Origin of the sequence: Rhodococcus sp. F64268, from assembly GCF_023015605.1 — a bacterium.
GTDB lineage: Bacteria > Actinomycetota > Actinomycetes > Mycobacteriales > Mycobacteriaceae > Rhodococcus.
Window position 1 is genome coordinate 424,765 of the sequence record NZ_JALKAI010000004.1, and the last position, 15,683, is coordinate 440,447.

Annotated in this window: 17 protein-coding genes; 13 read left to right on the forward strand and 4 right to left on the reverse strand. The window is 65.9% G+C overall.

Translation table 11 applies throughout. The features are described from left to right. The first annotated feature begins 206 nt into the window (after positions 1–206). The 5 genes from MWU77_RS12315 to MWU77_RS12335 all read left to right on the forward strand — a co-directional run bounded on the left by MWU77_RS12315 (position 207) and on the right by MWU77_RS12335 (position 5,680). Complete coding sequence (locus MWU77_RS12315) at positions 207–1,043, forward strand: alpha/beta fold hydrolase (protein ID WP_247273815.1); 837 nt, start codon at positions 207–209, stop codon at positions 1,041–1,043. A 34-nt stretch (positions 1,044–1,077) separates the two neighbouring features. Further along, the gene (locus MWU77_RS12320) at positions 1,078–2,241 is read left to right on the forward strand and encodes an acyl-CoA dehydrogenase family protein (protein ID WP_247273816.1); all 1,164 of its coding nucleotides are present in this window, start codon (positions 1,078–1,080) and stop codon (positions 2,239–2,241) included. A gap of 15 nt (positions 2,242–2,256) precedes the next feature. Further along, complete coding sequence (locus MWU77_RS12325) at positions 2,257–3,138, forward strand: VOC family protein (RefSeq protein ID WP_247273817.1); 882 nt, start codon at positions 2,257–2,259, stop codon at positions 3,136–3,138. Continuing rightward, complete coding sequence (locus MWU77_RS12330) at positions 3,135–4,583, forward strand: MFS transporter (protein WP_247273818.1); 1,449 nt, start codon at positions 3,135–3,137, stop codon at positions 4,581–4,583. The genes MWU77_RS12325 and MWU77_RS12330 overlap by 4 nt, the downstream gene beginning before the upstream one ends. 278 nt (positions 4,584–4,861) lie before the next feature. Beyond that, complete coding sequence (locus MWU77_RS12335; protein WP_247273819.1) at positions 4,862–5,680, forward strand: FadR/GntR family transcriptional regulator; 819 nt, start codon at positions 4,862–4,864, stop codon at positions 5,678–5,680. 35 nt (positions 5,681–5,715) lie between these two features. Here the strand turns inward: MWU77_RS12335 and MWU77_RS12340 are convergent, their stop codons facing one another. Together MWU77_RS12340 and MWU77_RS12345 are read right to left on the reverse strand one after the other, a co-directional pair. Then, the gene (locus MWU77_RS12340) at positions 5,716–6,966 is read right to left on the reverse strand and encodes an amidohydrolase family protein (protein WP_247273820.1); all 1,251 of its coding nucleotides are present in this window, start codon (positions 6,964–6,966) and stop codon (positions 5,716–5,718) included. 86 nt (positions 6,967–7,052) lie between these two features. Then, a complete protein-coding gene (locus tag MWU77_RS12345) occupies positions 7,053–7,796 on the reverse strand; it encodes a class II aldolase/adducin family protein (protein ID WP_247274115.1) in 744 nt (247 codons plus the stop codon). A gap of 428 nt (positions 7,797–8,224) precedes the next feature. Here MWU77_RS12345 and MWU77_RS12350 point away from each other — a divergent pair, with 428 nt between their 5' ends. The 8 genes from MWU77_RS12350 to MWU77_RS12385 all read left to right on the forward strand — a co-directional run bounded on the left by MWU77_RS12350 (position 8,225) and on the right by MWU77_RS12385 (position 14,115). After that, positions 8,225–9,598 (forward strand): MFS transporter, encoded by a 1,374-nt coding sequence (locus MWU77_RS12350; protein WP_247273821.1) that lies wholly within the window; start codon positions 8,225–8,227, stop codon positions 9,596–9,598. 48 nt (positions 9,599–9,646) lie between these two features. Next, positions 9,647–10,270, forward strand: a complete 624-nt coding sequence (locus tag MWU77_RS12355) for an HD domain-containing protein (protein WP_247273822.1) — start codon at positions 9,647–9,649, stop codon at positions 10,268–10,270. A gap of 34 nt (positions 10,271–10,304) precedes the next feature. After that, entirely contained in the window at positions 10,305–10,502 is a 198-nt protein-coding gene (locus MWU77_RS12360) for a hypothetical protein (protein WP_247273823.1), read from the forward strand. Continuing rightward, positions 10,499–11,038 carry a hypothetical protein gene (locus MWU77_RS12365; RefSeq protein WP_247273824.1) on the forward strand — a complete coding sequence of 180 codons (540 nt, stop codon included), beginning with the start codon at positions 10,499–10,501 and terminating at the stop codon, positions 11,036–11,038. Before MWU77_RS12360 ends, MWU77_RS12365 begins: the two co-directional genes overlap by 4 nt. Beyond that, positions 11,035–12,006 (forward strand): LLM class flavin-dependent oxidoreductase, encoded by a 972-nt coding sequence (locus MWU77_RS12370; protein ID WP_247273825.1) that lies wholly within the window; start codon positions 11,035–11,037, stop codon positions 12,004–12,006. The genes MWU77_RS12365 and MWU77_RS12370 overlap by 4 nt, the downstream gene beginning before the upstream one ends. Continuing rightward, complete coding sequence (locus MWU77_RS12375) at positions 12,000–12,251, forward strand: hypothetical protein (RefSeq protein WP_247273826.1); 252 nt, start codon at positions 12,000–12,002, stop codon at positions 12,249–12,251. The genes MWU77_RS12370 and MWU77_RS12375 overlap by 7 nt, the downstream gene beginning before the upstream one ends. Positions 12,252–12,558: 307 nt before the next feature. Further along, positions 12,559–13,356, forward strand: a complete 798-nt coding sequence (locus MWU77_RS12380; protein ID WP_247273827.1) for a TetR/AcrR family transcriptional regulator — start codon at positions 12,559–12,561, stop codon at positions 13,354–13,356. A gap of 147 nt (positions 13,357–13,503) precedes the next feature. Continuing rightward, on the forward strand, positions 13,504–14,115 hold the full coding sequence (locus MWU77_RS12385; RefSeq protein WP_169688976.1) for an AAA family ATPase: 612 nt from the start codon (positions 13,504–13,506) through the stop codon (positions 14,113–14,115). Between the two features lie 15 nt (positions 14,116–14,130). On the opposite strand, the gene MWU77_RS12390 is transcribed toward MWU77_RS12385, so the two are convergent. Together MWU77_RS12390 and MWU77_RS12395 are read right to left on the reverse strand one after the other, a co-directional pair. After that, positions 14,131–14,325, reverse strand: coding sequence for a ferredoxin (locus MWU77_RS12390; protein ID WP_247273828.1), 195 nt, complete (start codon positions 14,323–14,325; stop codon positions 14,131–14,133). A gap of 82 nt (positions 14,326–14,407) precedes the next feature. Then, positions 14,408–15,676, reverse strand: coding sequence for a cytochrome P450 (locus tag MWU77_RS12395; RefSeq protein WP_247273829.1), 1,269 nt, complete (start codon positions 15,674–15,676; stop codon positions 14,408–14,410). Between the last annotated feature and the right edge of the window lie 7 nt (positions 15,677–15,683).

The following is a 15,683-nucleotide window of genomic DNA, read 5'->3' on the forward strand; positions in this document are numbered from 1 at the left end:
GCCACGGTAGCGCCAACCCGGCGAGATAGCCAACCGCTTGATTGGGAGTCCCAATCGACTGCTTGATCGACACGGCCGCAGCCGCTACCGTAAGCGTCATTCGTGACTCACCTCACACGCCCGAGGTTCACCGAGCCCGGTCCGTGCACTGCGCGGTCCCGGATTCGGCGGACGAAACACATTCGCCACGAGAGAGATCGGATCGCATGGAGACCCTCGACTACGACGCCACGACCCGCGGGCCGTCGGCCACCGACAAGCTCCACTACCACGAAGCAGGTGAGGGTCACCCCCTCGTCCTGCTGCACGGGTCGGGTCCGGGTGTCTCCGGCTGGTCCAACTTCTCGAAGAATCTGCCGGTCTTCGCGCGCAACTTCCGCACCATCGTCGTCGACATGCCCGGTTTCGGTGCCAGCCCGGATTTCACGTACGACCGCCCGTACCCGGAGGTTGCCGCTGAGTCCATCGTCACGCTGCTCGACGACCTCGGTATCGACAAGGCCCACCTGCTCGGAAATTCGATGGGCGGATGGGTCGCCCTCGAGACGGCGGCGATCGCACCCGGCCGGGTCGAGCGCATGGTGCTGATGGGCCCAGGGGGTCTGTACGCGCCGCTGCTCGGGCCGATGATGAGCGAGGGTGCCCGGCGCCTGAACGGTTTTCTCGTCGACCCGACCCGCGAGGCCCTCGAAGCATGGGTCGATTCCATGGTCTACGACCCGGTGACGATCACGCCGCAGCTGCTCGACGAGCGCTGGAACAACGCCACCGCACCGCGGGCCGTCGAACGCATGCGTGCGGTGATGGCGTCGCTCGCACTGCCGGGCAAAGCTCCGCTGTGGGCGCGCACCGACGAGATCCCCCATCGGACCCTGGTCACCTGGGGTCGCGACGATCGCATGCTGCCACCGGACGGCGCCCTGTTCGCGCTGCGCCGCATGCCCCGCGCCGACCTGCACATTCTCGGCGAATGCGGACACTGGGCGCAGGTCGAGCGCAAACACGATTTCGAGTCGCTCACCACCGACTTCCTCACCCGCTGAATTGACCCGATCGACACCGAAGGAGTTTTCCCACATGGAATTCCGGCACGAAGCACTGGATGTCGTCCTCGCCGCGAGCGACCGGCTCGAGGCACTGGAGTCCGACTGCAACGAAGAGCGCCGACTTTCGGCGGACACCGCGAAGATCCTGCGTGACGCGGGTGTCATGCGACTGATCCAGCCCAAGCGGTACGGCGGCTACGAAGCGGATCCGGGTGTCTTCAACACCGCGATGTACGAGATCGCGCGGCGGTCGAGTTCGGCGGGCTGGGTCACCGGTGTCGTCGGCGTCCATTCCTGGCACCTCGGCCTGTACCCCGACCGGGCTCAGAAGGACGTGTGGGGAGAAAACCCGGACGCGTGGATCAGCTCGTCCTACAGTCCCGCCGGCACGGCCAAGATCGTACCCGGCGGCTACGAACTGACCGGCCGGTGGGGATTCTCGTCGGGCAGCGACCACTGCGACTGGGTCTTCGTGGGTGCGATGGTCACCGACGAGCACGGACAGCGAACGGGCCGGCAGGTCCACCTTCTGCTCCCCCGCGCCGATTACACGATCGACGACGTGTGGTTCATGTCCGGGCTTGCGGGCACCGGCAGCAACGACATCGTCGTCGATGGCGCGTTCGTGCCCGAACATCGCGTGCACGACGTCCTCGACCTGTACGCGGAGCGCTATCCCGGCAACGAGGTGAACACCGCCGGCCTGTTCCGGCTGCCCTGGTACACCCTGTTCGTCAACGCCGTCTCGGTGCCGTTGATCGGCATGGCCCGCCGGGTGATCGACGAAGCGATCTCGATCCACAAATCCCGCTTGGCGATCGATGCGTCGAAGATGCCGCACGCGGCCACCCTGGCACGGCTGGCCGAGGCCGATTTCGAGGTCGACACCGCGTACCGGATCCTGCAGTCGGACCTCGCGGACGCCGTCGGAGCCGCCGACCGCGGCGTGCCGGTTTCGATGGCGATGCGCCAGCGAACCAAACGCGACCACATCGCCGCCGTGGGACTGGCGGTTTCCGCCGCGGACAAGGCCTATCAGGTGGGCGGGCCGAGGTCGATCGCGTTGTCGAGTGCCCTGCAATCGGTGTGGCGGGACGTCCACGCCGGCCAGCATCATGCCATCAACCTGCCCGACATCATCAACTTCGAATACGGCCGGTACCTGCTCACCGGCGAGCCCGGCAACCTCTACTGACCTGAGGAGTACGCAATGCCTGTTCTCTCACTGGGATATCTACGCCTCGCGGTCGAGTCGGCGGACCGATGGGATCCCTTCGTCCGCGACTTCATCGGCATGATGCCGGTCGAGGGCCCCTCGCCGGATGCACTGCACTACCGCATGGACGACTATCCGCCCCGCCTGGTCGTCACCGAATCGCCCACCCCAAGGCTGGAAGCCGCCGGCTTCGAGGTCCTCAACCGTTCCGATCTGAAGGATCTCGTGTCCCGCGTGGAGGCCGCGGGCATCCCGACCCACGCCGGCACCGCCGAGGAGTGCGCCCTGCGCCAGGTGACGGGGTTCGCCGCGTTCAACGACCCGTCCGGGAACCGGGTGGAACTGTTCTACGGACCGGTCCTGAGCCACCGGCGTGTCGAACTTCCGCATCTGTCCGGCTTCGTCACGGGCGATCAGGGGATGGGGCATATCCTGCTCAACTGCGTTGACACCGAAGCCGCCTACGAATTCTATGTGGGTGTACTGGGATTCACGGAACGCAACTCACTCGAACTGCCCGGTGGAACGAGCTACTTCCTCGGCTGCAACGCCCGCCAGCACACGCTCGGGCTCAGTCCTGCCTCGGGTCCCGCACTGCTCCACTTCATGGTGGAGACCACCGAGATCGACGACGTCGGCAAGGCCCTCGATCGCGCCCACGATCTCGATGTCCCGATGATGCAGTCGCTTGGCAAGCACACCAACGACCGCATGCTCTCGTTCTACACCTACTCCCCCGAGGGGCACGCCACCGAGATCGGGTGGGGTGGGGAGCGGATCGAGGACTCGATGCCGACCTACCGGATCACCGAGGGTGCGGTGTGGGGTCACCGATACACACCGCCTCCGGCCGGAGCGAAAGGACTTCCCCAGTGACGGGCACGGTCGACCGTGCCGCGGCCGATACCGCGGGCACCCACCAGTGGACCCCCCGGCTGATCGCAATCCTGATCATCCTGATCCTCGTCAGCGAGATCATCCCGGTCTCCGCTGTCCTCGCGGGCACCGCCCTGCCGACCATCGCGGCCGAGTACGCGACCACTCAGGCCGGCTGGACCATGACGATCGCGTTCCTCACCGCGAGCATCGCAATGCCGTTGGTGGGCAAGCTTGCGGACATGTACGGCAAGAAACGCCTGCTGATGGTCGTGCTCGCCGTCACCACCCTCGGCTCCGTGCTCTCCGCGATCGCATCGAGCTTCCCGGTGTTCCTGCTCGGCAGGGCGCTGCAGGGCGCGATCTTCTCGGTCGCGTTCCTCTGCTATTCGCTCATCCGCGACATCTTCCCGGAGAAGATCGTGCCGTTCGCGGTCAGTGTCACGGTGACCGGTACCGGCATCGTCGTCGTGCTGCAACCGTTCCTCGCGGGCTGGCTCATCGACAATCACGGTGTCGCGGGCGCCTTCTGGTTCGTCACCGTGCTCACCGCCGTGCTGGCCGTGGCCGCACTGCTCGTGGTCCCGGAATCCCCGGTGCGGTCCGCGGATTCACGTCCCGATCTGGTCGGCGCGTTCCTGCTGGGCAGCTCGGTCGCGGCCGTCCTGGTCGCGGTGAGCTCGGCGCCGCAATGGGGTTGGACCAGCACGGGAACCCTCGGCCTGCTGGCGGTGGGGTGCGCACTGTTCGCGGCCTGGATCGTACAGGCGGGCAAGGTTCGTGAACCACTGGTCGATCTGCACCAATTGCGGCGTCCGGCACTGCTGTACACGGTGCTCGCGTCCGGCCTGGTCTACGGTGTCGGAACCACGACCAGCTCGATCCTCGCGCTCATGGCGATGACTCCGCGGGAGGCGGGCGGCGACTACGGGTTCGGGATGACCGCCAGCGAGTACGCGGTCTTCGGCGTCGTCAACGGGATCGGCATCGTGGCCGGTGGCCTGATCGTCGGACTCACTGTGCGTCGGCTGGGAGCGAGGACACACATGATCGCGGCCGCCGTCACCGTCGCGGTGGGCGCGCTGACGATGGGAATCGGCCGCGGCGACGAACTGATCGTGCTCGCCGCGACTGGCCTGGTCCACCTCGGTGTGGGGCTCGGCGGGGCCGCCATCCCGAATCTCGTCATCGCGGCGGTGCCACCCGACAATCAGGTGGTCAGCGCCAGCATGACGGAGGTCAGTCGCACCCTGATGGCCGGCGTGGGCACGACCGTGGTGTTCGTGGTCCTCAACGCGAACATCCAGACGATCGTCGCCGGACGGCCGGTGTACGAGGGCATGGGATTCCAGTGGGCGTACGCGCTGGTCGCCGTGTGCGCGGTGATCGGGGGCCTGGCGGCGACCCGGCTGCCCGCCAGAGCCGGTGAGCCCGTCGTGGCATGACCACGGCATCACTCCGCCGTCGGTGATACCGCGTCCGTTCCTGGTCCGAAGTCGGTGTACCGGTTGCCAATACGCCCGGTGGCCATGCTGCGTCGGTCGCGGAGTGGGCGGTCGCGGCCACCGCGAATCTGTGCCGCTCGATCGGGTGGGCCGACGCCGAGATGCGTGCCGGACGATGGCCGCAGGAGTCGATCCTGCACGGACGGTCCGGGGCCAATTTCGGTAAGTTTGGTAACTTTGCACATCATGATGTCCGTGGACGGAAGGATGTGACGGCAGTGCCCGCACAGGGACAGGACCGGAAGTCGCACGCCCCGGATCCGGGCAGCCTGCGCTGGCGGCGACTGGCCGAGATGGTGGCCGACCAGATCCGCGAGCGCATCCTTCGCGGCGACCTCGGCGAGGGTGAGATCCTGCCGAAGGAGGCCGAACTCCGCGAGCAATACCCGGTGAACGTCCAGTCCCTGCGCGAGGCGCTCCGCATCCTCGAGGCCGAGGGCCTCGTCCGTGTCCGCCGCGGCAATCGGGGTGGCGCCGTCGTGCACCGGCCCACCCCGGGGAACGTCGCCTACAGTCTCTCGATGGTGCTCGCGATGTCGGGTACGGACATCGACGACGTCGGCCGTGCCCTGCACGAGGTCGAACCGATGTGCGCCGCCCTGTGCGCGGAGCGCGAAGACCGCGCGACCGAAGTAGTCCCGGCCCTGCGTGCCCTGCACGAAGAATCACTGTCCAAGATCGACGATCTTGTTGCGGCGACCACGCTTTCGCGCCGATTCCACGAATCGGTCGTGGAACTGTGCGGAAACAGATCGCTGATCGTGCTGGCGGGAGCACTCGAGGCGCTGTGGTCGAGCCATGTCACGGACTGGGCGAGCGAGCGGGCGGACCCGGAGCGGATTCCGCCGGCCGAACGGGCCCAGGCGCTGGCCGTGCACGGACAGATCCTGCAGTGCATCGAGGACGGCGACGCCGCATCGGCGCGGGTGATTGCCGCCCGGCATCTCCGGGATGTGCAGACCTACCCCCACGACCCGGCGAGAGCCGCCGTCCCCCTCGATCCCGCGGTCGCGCGGGACCGCCTGTTCTTCGGCTGAGCGGGCCGGGCGGGCCGGGTCCGCTCAGCCCTCGGTCAGAAACTGTTCGGATCGTCGATCACACTCTGCGGCACGGGATGCCGGTACAGCATGGAGGCATTCTCCCAGGTGATCTTCCGTAGCTCGTCGGCCGACAGTCCCTTCATGGACTCGTTGACGACCTCCATCGTCCGTGGCCACAGGCTGTCACTGTGCGGGTAGTCCTCTTCGAGCAGGATGTGGTCGATCCCGATCCGGTCACGCAGGACCATCGTCGACGGGTCCTCCACAGCACAGAACCAGAAGTTCCGTTTGAGCACGTCCGCAGGGGTGATGTCGATACCGTCCCACGTGCCGTACATCGACGAGTAGGTGGTCATGTGGTCGAGCCGGTCGAGAAGCGCGGGAACCCAGCCGATTCCGCCTTCCGACATCACGATCTTGATGTTCGGGAAGCGCACCGGGATCTTCGAGAACAGCCAGTCGACGGTCGCGAACATGGCGTAGCCGAAGAACAGCGTTCCGGACACGTCCGGCGGGGCGTCCTCCGACGTGCTCGGCGACGTGCTGGACGAACCGATGTGCAGGTTGATGACGGTCTCGGTTTCCTCACAGGCCCGCATGATCGGATCCCAGTGGCCCGAATGCACGGACGGCAGACCCAGGGCGTGGGGCCCCTCGGAGAAGGTCACCGCCTTGAATCCACGCTCGGCGTTGCGGTAGATCTCCTGCGCACCGATCTCAGGGTCGAGGAAGTACGGGATCTGGCAGGGGATGATGCGGTCCGGGTACGGGCCCGCCCACTCCTCCAGGTGCCAGTCGTTGTAGGCGCGGGTCGCGGCGAGCGCCAGCTCTTGATCGTTCGTGCTCAGCTGTAGACGCTGACCTGCGAACCCGGGGAGGAAGGACGGGAAATTCAGGGACGCATACACACCTGACAGGTTCATGTCCTTGACCCGGTGGTGGATGTCCCACGAACCGCGGCGCATGTCCTCGAAGCGCTGCGGGTCGAAACCCCACTCGTCCACGGGACGCCCGACGACCGCATTGAAGCCGACGTTCGGGATCTCCTTGCCGTCGTACACCCAGATGTCCGCGCCGTCGCGGTGGATGACCCTGGGCGCCCGGTCGGCGAGTTTCGCCGGCAGACGGCCTTCGAAGGTGTCCTTCGGCTCGACGATGTGATCGTCGACCGAGATGAAGGGGAAGGGCCGGTGCGCCTTTTCCGGCTCGGGCAGGAAGGTGACCTTTCCCTTGACGTTCCGGGTGAAGTCGGTGTTGTGGATCAGTTCGTCGAGATCGGCCATCTCGCACACTCCTCGAGTATCGGTGGGTCGGTGAATACCGGCGGCGCTACATGCGTAAGCCGGGAAGGGTTGGGGGGTGAACGGACTCAGTCGAGAACGCCGGGATCGGTCCTGAGCAGCTTGCGGACCGCGCCGGCCCAGTAGACCCCGGCCGCGCGCTCGACGAGCGCCTTCTGCATCGCAGCCCGGACGCTCTTCTCGATCGGCAAGGGGTCTTTTCCGAGCAGCAGGATGTCGTACGCGAGTCGGCAGAACCTGTCGATCGACGCCGCACGGTAGACCGCGAGCTCGATCGTGTCGGCGGTGGTGATGATGCCGTGGCTGGCGAGGATCACGTTGTTGCGGTCGCCGATCCGGTCGGCGAGATCCCTGCCGAGTTCGGCGTCGTCGACTTCACCTCCGTACTCCTCTACGAGGGACAGGTCGTCGTCGTACAGACTCCCGGTCTGGTGCGCGATCATCGGCAGCACGCCGACGGCTGCCAACAGGGTCACGTAGTACGGGTGGTTGTGAACGACCACCCGGGCGTCCGGACGACGCCGGTGCAGTTCGGTGTGGATGTGATAGGCGGGTGTGACGTCCCATTTACCTTCTATCACAGCACCGTTCGAGTCCACTCGGCACACGTCGGACGCCGAGACCTCGTCCCACCACAGCCCCCACGGGTTGATCAGGAGGCTGTCGTCGTCGCGGTCGGCCCAGGTGATGTGGCCGGCCATGTTCTCGCTGAATCCGGCGTGCGCCAGGATCCGGAACGCGCACGCGAGTTTCTGCTCACCGGTGAGGTCGACCCCGATCGGGGGCGTGGCGCGCGGACGCCACCCGTCCATCGGATCGGGGCCGCTTCCGATCGCCGTCGATTCGTCGTACACGGTCACAGCGCCTCCGAGCGGGATGAGATTGGGGTCACATTGTCGAACGAGGCGAAACTCTATCTTACAAAAGATACCGATGTAAGCCCCCTAGTCGAACCGGGCCGCCCCTTCCTCTGTGGAGTGCCGCGGCAATCCAGGGTCAGCCATACGCTTGATTGACAGAGTGGGCAGAGCGACCTAGATTTGTGACCCGCGACATACTTTGCGCATCCTCAGCGTTCTCGTGCGACCCGTCGGTCCCCCGACTCCGACCACACACAGGAGGAGACGACCGATGCAGCTCAACGGCAGCACCGAGTTCCCCCTCGGCCCGCCCACGAACGCCGAGCCTGCCCCGCCGTTCCCTCTGCTCTCCCGCATCCCTCCCGACAAGGAGAACCGGCATGACCGACGCACCGACACAGAACGGTCCCGCGGAAAGTCCGAAGCATTCGACCCGATCCGAGGTCCGCGGCCGAGCGCGGATGATCCTGGCCGTCAACATGGGCAACACGCTGGAGTGGTTCGACTGGACCGTTTTCGCGATCTTCGCGGTCTACTTCTCCAACCAGTTCTTCCACTCCACCAACGAGGTGTCGAACCTGCTCTCGACCATGGCGGTGTTCGCCGTCGGGTTCGTGATGCGCCCGATCGGCGGCCTGCTCTTCGGACTCCTCGCCGATCGCCGTGGGCGAAAGTTCGTCATGGTGCTGACGATGTCGCTGGTGGCGGCATCGAGCGTCCTCATCGCGATCGCTCCCACGTACGACCGCATCGGGGTGTTCGCGTCGTTGTGGTTGCTCGTCGTCCGATGCATCCAAGGTGTAGCGCACGGCGGTGAACAGGGCGGCTCGTACACCTACATCGCTGAGGTGGCGCGACCCGACAACCGCGCACTGTGGGGTTCCACAGTCATCATGTCCACCGTCGGCGGAACGGTACTCGCCACGCTCCTCGGCGCGGTGATGCGCTCCGTCATCGACTCAGAGGCGATGGCCGACTGGGGCTGGCGCATTCCGTTCCTGATCGGCGGCGTGCTCGGATTCTTCGCGCTCTACCTGCGCCGCGGCCTCGAAGAATCCGGCGCCTTCGTCGACCACGCCAATCGTTCCGAGGACCAGACACCGTCCTCGGCCCGATCGGCGCTCCGCGACATCTGGGCACAGCGCACGTCGATCCTGCGCGTCGTCCTCCTCGTCGGCGGCACCTCGGTGTTCTCGTACACCTGGTCCGTGAATGCTCCCGCATACGCGATCAGCTTCCACCACGTGAACGACAAGCTTGCGATGTGGGCCGGCGTGGTCGCCAACATCGTCTTCATCGCCGCGCTGCCGCTCGCGGCACGTCTCGCGGACCGATTCGGACGTCGCCCCAACAACATCGCGTGGGGACTGCTGGTGGCCCTGCTCGCCTTCCCCCTGTCCGGGATGCTCGACGGCTCGGCACGCACCCTGGCCGTGACGATGTGCCTGGCGCTCGTCGTCCAGGCACTCGCGGCGAGCACCCAGGTCGCCTGGTTCGCCGAACTGTTCTCCACGAAGTCCCGTGCTGCGGGTACGGGCATCGCCGTATCGCTCGCGGCCGCTATCTTCGGAGGCACCGCGCCGTACCTCAATTCGTGGCTGACCTCCCGCGGCACGCCCGACCTGTTCACCTGGTACGTCATCGTGCTCGCCCTCGCGGTCGCCGCCGCCGCCTACTTCACGCAGGAGACCAAGGGTATCGCCCTGACCTCGGAGACGGACACTCCGCGAGAGGTCCGCGCCGGCGTGGCGTGACAACCGAAGCCCCTGCACCCGGAACAACCGAGACCGAGAGAAGCTGACATGGCCGACAACACCCGTACCGTCGACTTCACCCGCATGGACGAAGCGACCGCAGCCGAGATGGAACTGATCCGAGACGAGGCCGCGATCCACCGTCGCGACCACTGGCTCGAAACGATCGTGCGCCTGCTCGAGTCGATGAAGGGCTACACCTTCGGCTATCGCGTCGATCGCTACGAGCACTCGCTGCAGTCCGCGACCCGCGCGCACCGGGAGGGCGCCCGCGTCGACCTGGTCATCGCGGCACTGCTGCACGACATCGGCGACGATCTCTGCCCGGACAATCACAGCGAGGTCGCCGCCGCGATCCTGCGGCCGGTGCTCGACGAAGAGGCGGTGTGGGTCGTCAAGCACCACGGCGTCTTCCAGACTTACCACTACGGCGAGAAACTCGGCATTCCCACCGACAGCCGTGACCGGTATCGAGACTCCCCGTTTTTCGATACCTGCGCACACTTCTGCGCAGCCTGGGACCAGGAGTCCTTCGACCCCGGCTACGACACCGAACCCCTCGAGTTCTTCATGCCGATGCTCGAAGAGGTCTTCTCACGCCCGCCGCGCTCGTGGGGCGACCAGGACCTGGTGTGGTCGAGGGAGACCTCCGCGGACCCGCAGTCGGCGTAATCCGATACCCACCCCGCACAGGAGGAACCTGTTCATGTGTGTGATCGATGAAGCAACGGCGCTGCAGACCCCCGAGCAGCCCGTCTCCACCGCGCGTTACGGGAGTCGTGCGCAGCGTGCTCTCCGGGCGCGCCCGACGGGTGCGGCGGCCACGCTCGAGGGCAGCGCTCGACTCCGCATACCGGCGATCGAATCCGTTGCGGTTGCGTCGTCGGATGCGGTCGCATCATGACCAGGGTCAAGACCGTCGACATCTTCACGTGCCGGGAGATCCTCCGGATCCGTTCGGGTGTCGAACAATACACGGCCGCGGAGGGATTCGGCGAGTACTACTGGGCCGAACTGCTCAGGGACTGCTCCGAATCCGACGCACTCGAGGCCACCTGGGCGCACTATCGCACGAAGACACGTCCGCTGACCCCCGCGGACATCCTCGGGCAGGTCGAGTCGGAACGCGCGACCCGGGTCGCGACGGTCGCGAGGACCGCCGATCAGCTGCTCTACGAGCGCAGCCAGTTCGGTTGGACCGCAGAGCAGCTCACCCAGTGGAACATCACCTTCGAAACCGAGATCGGCCGAGGAGCCGACATCGAGGACGCGCGTGACTGTGCCGATCTGGATGCACACGACGAGGACGACAGCACCGACACCCGCGTAGCGCGGGTCGCACCTCCGGCGGCGCTGCTCCTCCGCATTACCGGGCCTGCCATTCCGGTCCGCGCCACTCACCCGGCCGCACCGACCGACAGGACACGGCTTCCTTCGTGAAACTCGGACTCTTCCTCGACATGCGCAACCCGGCCCGCTGGGAGCGTCCCGGCGCCGAGCATTACGGTGTGATGCTCGATCGGGTCACCCGGGCCGAGGAACTCGGCGCGAACTCGGTGTGGCTGACCGAACATCACTTCTTCGAGGACGGCTACCTGCCACAACCGCTGACCCTCGCGGCCGCGATCGCCGCGCGGACCGAACGCGTCAGGATCGGTACAGCCGTGCTGCTCGCCCCCCACCGGCATCCCGTCCATATCGCGGAAGAAGCGGCCCTCGTGGACCTGGTCTCGGGCGGCCGACTCGAACTCGGACTCGGAGCCGGGTGGTCCCGGGAGGAGTTCGACGCATTCGGATCGGATTTTCGCGCCCGGTACGACGTCACCGACTCGGTGTTCACGGCGGTGCGGAACCTGCTGTCGCAGGGTGGTGTCACACCGGGACCGGTTCAGGATCCGGTCCCGATGTGGCTCGGATATCAAGGGCCCCGCGGTGCCGCCCGCGCCGGACGACTCGGGGCCGGACTGTTGTCTCTCGATCCCGCGCTGTCGGCACCGTACCTCGCCGGTCTCGAGGAAGGCGGTCACCCCGCGGGCGCGGCCCGACGCGGCGGCGTGATCGATATCATCGTGGCAGACGACCCGGAATCGACTGCACGACAGCTTATCCCGAATCTGGCGCACCGACAGGCCACCTACCTGGGCCGGCGTGGTGATACGCGGACCGTCGCCGACCTGGAGATCGAGTTGACTGCCGAGTTCGATCGGAACCGTTCGGTGCCCGGACTGACGGTCGCCACAGCCGAGGCCGCCGCCGGTGAAATCCGGGCCCGAACCCGGCACATGCCCGTCGAGCACGCCTATCTGTGGGCAGGACTCCCCGGGATGTCCGACACGCTGGTCGATCGCCACATGGAACTCCTGTTCACCCGCGTCGCGCCGGCACTCGCCGAGGCGGCGCCGTGCTAGCCCGCAAGGTGTTCCTCTCGTTCACCCATGTGACGGATCCGGCGTCACATGCGGAGTGCAACGCCTGGTACCAGCTCGACCATCGGCCCGAGAACCTCGCCCTGGGCGGTGTCGTCCACGGCGAACGGTGGGTGCATAGCCCGGTCTGCGCCGAATCCACCCGGACCTGCGCGGCACTCGACGGACTGCACTACGCCAACAGCTACTGGTTCCGGAACCCGGTCGACGAGAGTTTCGCCCAGTGACAGGAACTCGCGGTCCGGACGTTCCACCAGGGACGGCGACCCGATATCCGGATCAGCCGCCGCCTGGCGATGGGCACCTTCATGCCGGCCAAGGGCTACGTGAGCCCGCGCTGCCTGATCGGTTCGGACGCACTGCCGATACGTCCGAACAGGGGAATCGCCCGACCTCACCCGAGGTCGTATGCTTGTCCGGCCCGACAGACAGCAATGACTTCCTCGACATCGTTCACGTAAATGGCCCTGACCTGCTGTTAGCCTCGGGTGCAGTACAGATCCAGATCGTCAATCCGGACACGAGAGGTGAACAGTGACAGCCAGCCGGCGTCAGATGATCCTGGCCGAATCGGCTCGGCTCTTCTCCGAACGAGGTTTGTCGGCCACCACGATCCGCGAGATCGCCGACGCTGTGGGTCTGAACTCCGGGACGCTTTACCACTACTTCAATTCCAAGGACGCGATCGTCTCCGAGATCCTGAGGAACTTCCTGGCCGATCTGGTGGGCAGTTACGCGAACGTCCTGGCCGGAGTCGGGACAGCCCGCCATCGCGTCGGGCTGATGGTCCGGGTCTCGCTCGAAGTCGCGGACAAGCATCCGTACGCCACCGAGATCTATCAGAACGAGTTCGAGAATCTCGGTGCGCTACCGGAGTACGCGGAGATCGCCGGTGCTGTCGAGTCGTCGCACCGGGCGTGGCTCGAGGTCGTCGACGAGGGTGTACGGAGCGGTGAATTCAACTCCGGCATAAGCACATTCGAGTTCCAACGAATGATGCGGGAGTGCGTGTTCCAGTCCGTTCGATGGCATCGGGACACCCTCGCCGCCGATATCGAGTCGATCACTGCCACCGTCACGTCGGTTTTCCTCGACGGGTTCGCCCCGGCACGCACAGGGTCGGCCGATCCGACGCCGGCACCGACCCGAACTCAACCGGCGCGTGAACCGGCACCCGTCGCGGTGCCTGAACCGGATTCGTCCGCTGGCGAGTTGGATGACCTGCGCACCGAGATGGACGAACTACGCTCCGACATGCGTGCCATGCGCAGTCTGATGGAGTCCTTGTCCAAGTCGCACATCGCGAACGGCGGTACGGCAGCCGAAGGCTGACGCCGTGGTACCGGGGATCTCGAGACCTCCTCCGCTTGTGCGGGTTTCCGTTGGTCGTGCGGCAACGGAAACCCGTGGTACCGGAGGAAAGTCCACACGTGACTCCAGGAGCAACGACGCGGCCAGCGCACCACTATGCTCGGCGAAATGCTCATCTGGATCAACGGGGCGTTCGGTGCGGGAAAGACGCAGACGGCGTTCGAGCTGAATCGACGCGCCCCGAGTTCGCACGTCGCTGATCCCGAACTCATCGGATTCGCGGTCCACAAAATGCTGCCCGCGTCTGCGCGAGGCGATTTTCAGGACCGCCCCCAATGGCGATCGGCTGTCATCGCAACGCTCGCCGACGCGGTCGCTGCCCACGATGGCCCAGTCATCGTGCCCATGACGTTGGTCGAACCGGACTATTTCGACGAGATCATGGCAGGCCTGGCTACCGAGAGGGTCGACGTCCGGCATTTTTCCCTTGTCGCATCACCCGAGACCCTCCGCAGCCGACTGCAGACCCGCACCGGTTACTGGCTTGGTCGTGTAGTCGGACGGGACGAGACCTGGGCCATGCAGCAGATCCCGCGCTGTGTCACTGCGCTTGCCACGGAACGATTCACTGAACACGTCGACACCGATGGCCGCGCGATCGACGAGGTTGTCGAAGACATCGCGACGCGCGCGGGTCTGGATCTCATCCACGACCGACTGCCGCCCGTCCGCTATCAGTTGCGGCGAGCGGCAGTCGGTGTCCGTCACATCAGGGTGTGAGCAAGGGGCTTGGTATCAGTCTTCCGCGATCTGGATGGCGATCCGTGGACAACTTCCCGCTGCCCTGCGCGCCGCGTCGTGATGTTCCGGTGCGGGATTGTCGTCGAGGATTGTCACGATGTCCTCGTCGCCGAGCTGAAACAACTCCGGGGCACTCGCTTCGCACAGGCCGTGTGCCTCACAGAGATCCGTGTCCAGTGTGACCTTCATCTGCTCTCCAAGGTGGATGGTGTCGAGCCCGGCGCAGACCCCCCGAGGGCTGCTGCGCCGGACATTCCTCGAGTTTCGGTGATCAGCCGATCGGGTCGTACTGCAGGTGCAGGTTGTTCAACCCACGCAGGAGGTAGGTGGGTTCCCAGGTGAACTTGCGGTCCGATTCGGGGCCGTGTTCCGTCTCGTCGAGCTTGATGTCGCCCATGCGGTCGAGGAACCGCTCGATGCTGACCTTCGCTTCGACGCGCGCCAACGGTCCGCCCGGGCAGGAGTGCACGCCGCGGCCGAAAGCGATGTGCTCGCGCAGGTTTTCGCGGTCGACGCGGAACTCGGCGGGACATTCGAAACGATCCGGATCGCGGTTGATCGCTCCTGGCAGGATGGCCACCGGAGTGCCTGCGGGAAGGTCGATGCCGCGCAGTGTGGTGTTCTTGAGCACCAGCCGGAAGTCGGTCTTCACCGGGCTTTCCACGCGGAGGGTTTCCTCGATGAACGCGGGGATGAGTTCGCGGTCGTCGCGCAGTTGCTTCTGGATGTCGGGCCGCTCGGCGAGGACCTGGATGGACGAACTGAGCAGTCGGGCAGTGGTTTCCTGACCGGCGGCGAACAGGAAGGTCGCCAAGCGCACCACATCGATGACCTCGGGCAGGGTGCCGTCGGGGTAGGTGGCGGTCGCGAGGTCGGTCAGGACGTCGGCGCGAGGATTCTTGCGGCGGTCCTCGATGTAGCCGCTGAACTGGGCGTCGAGCCACTCGAGCGGATTGACCTCGACTTCTCCGTCCTGGTTGAGCGTGCGGGCGGTCTGGGAGAGCAGCTTGTCGCGGAACTGGTCGTGGTCTTCCTCCGGAACGCCGAGCAGGTCGGCGACCACGATCAACGCGAAAGGTTTCGCGTAGTCGTCGAGCAGCTCCATCCGGCCACTGCCGAAGAACGTGTCGATCTGCTTGTCGGCGAGTCGCCACATGAACTCTTCGTTCTCCTTGAGCCGCTTCGGCGTCAGGAGTCGTTTGAGGAGGGCGCGCTGGGCCGTGTGGTCGGGCGGATCCATCGTGACCATGTGCTCGTTCAGCGGCAATTGGTCGCGGTGTGCGGCGAGTTGATCGGTGATGTCGTCGCCCTCGGGGGTGAACGGCAGTGGCGGGAACGGCCCGAGGAAGGCGTTGGCCGAGGAGTACACCTCGTGGTTGCGGTACACCTCGAGGGCTTCGTCGTAGCCGGTCACGGCCACCACCCCGTGGTGCGGCATGTGGGTCACGGGGCACTTCGAACGCAGATGCTCGAAATACGGGTAGGGATCTTCCACGAGGGATACATCGGTGAAGAAATCGATCTCGTCGAAACCGGTCAAGTCTGCC

Bases quoted from the DNA above. Each gene is read 5' to 3' on its own strand.
- MWU77_RS12320 (WP_247273816.1), top strand. From the start codon at position 1,078: ATGGAATTCCGGCACGAAGCACTGGATGTCGTCCTCGCCGCGAGCGAC.
- MWU77_RS12360 (WP_247273823.1), top strand. From the start codon at position 10,305: ATGTGTGTGATCGATGAAGCAACGGCGCTGCAGACCCCCGAGCAGCCC.
- MWU77_RS12315 (WP_247273815.1), top strand. From the start codon at position 207: ATGGAGACCCTCGACTACGACGCCACGACCCGCGGGCCGTCGGCCACC.
- MWU77_RS12325 (WP_247273817.1), top strand. From the start codon at position 2,257: ATGCCTGTTCTCTCACTGGGATATCTACGCCTCGCGGTCGAGTCGGCG.
- MWU77_RS12365 (WP_247273824.1), top strand. From the start codon at position 10,499: ATGACCAGGGTCAAGACCGTCGACATCTTCACGTGCCGGGAGATCCTC.
- MWU77_RS12350 (WP_247273821.1), top strand. From the start codon at position 8,225: ATGACCGACGCACCGACACAGAACGGTCCCGCGGAAAGTCCGAAGCAT.
- MWU77_RS12345 (WP_247274115.1), bottom strand. From the start codon at position 7,796: ATGGACGGGTGGCGTCCGCGCGCCACGCCCCCGATCGGGGTCGACCTC.
- MWU77_RS12340 (WP_247273820.1), bottom strand. From the start codon at position 6,966: ATGGCCGATCTCGACGAACTGATCCACAACACCGACTTCACCCGGAAC.
- MWU77_RS12385 (WP_169688976.1), top strand. From the start codon at position 13,504: ATGCTCATCTGGATCAACGGGGCGTTCGGTGCGGGAAAGACGCAGACG.
- MWU77_RS12355 (WP_247273822.1), top strand. From the start codon at position 9,647: ATGGCCGACAACACCCGTACCGTCGACTTCACCCGCATGGACGAAGCG.
- MWU77_RS12390 (WP_247273828.1), bottom strand. From the start codon at position 14,325: ATGAAGGTCACACTGGACACGGATCTCTGTGAGGCACACGGCCTGTGC.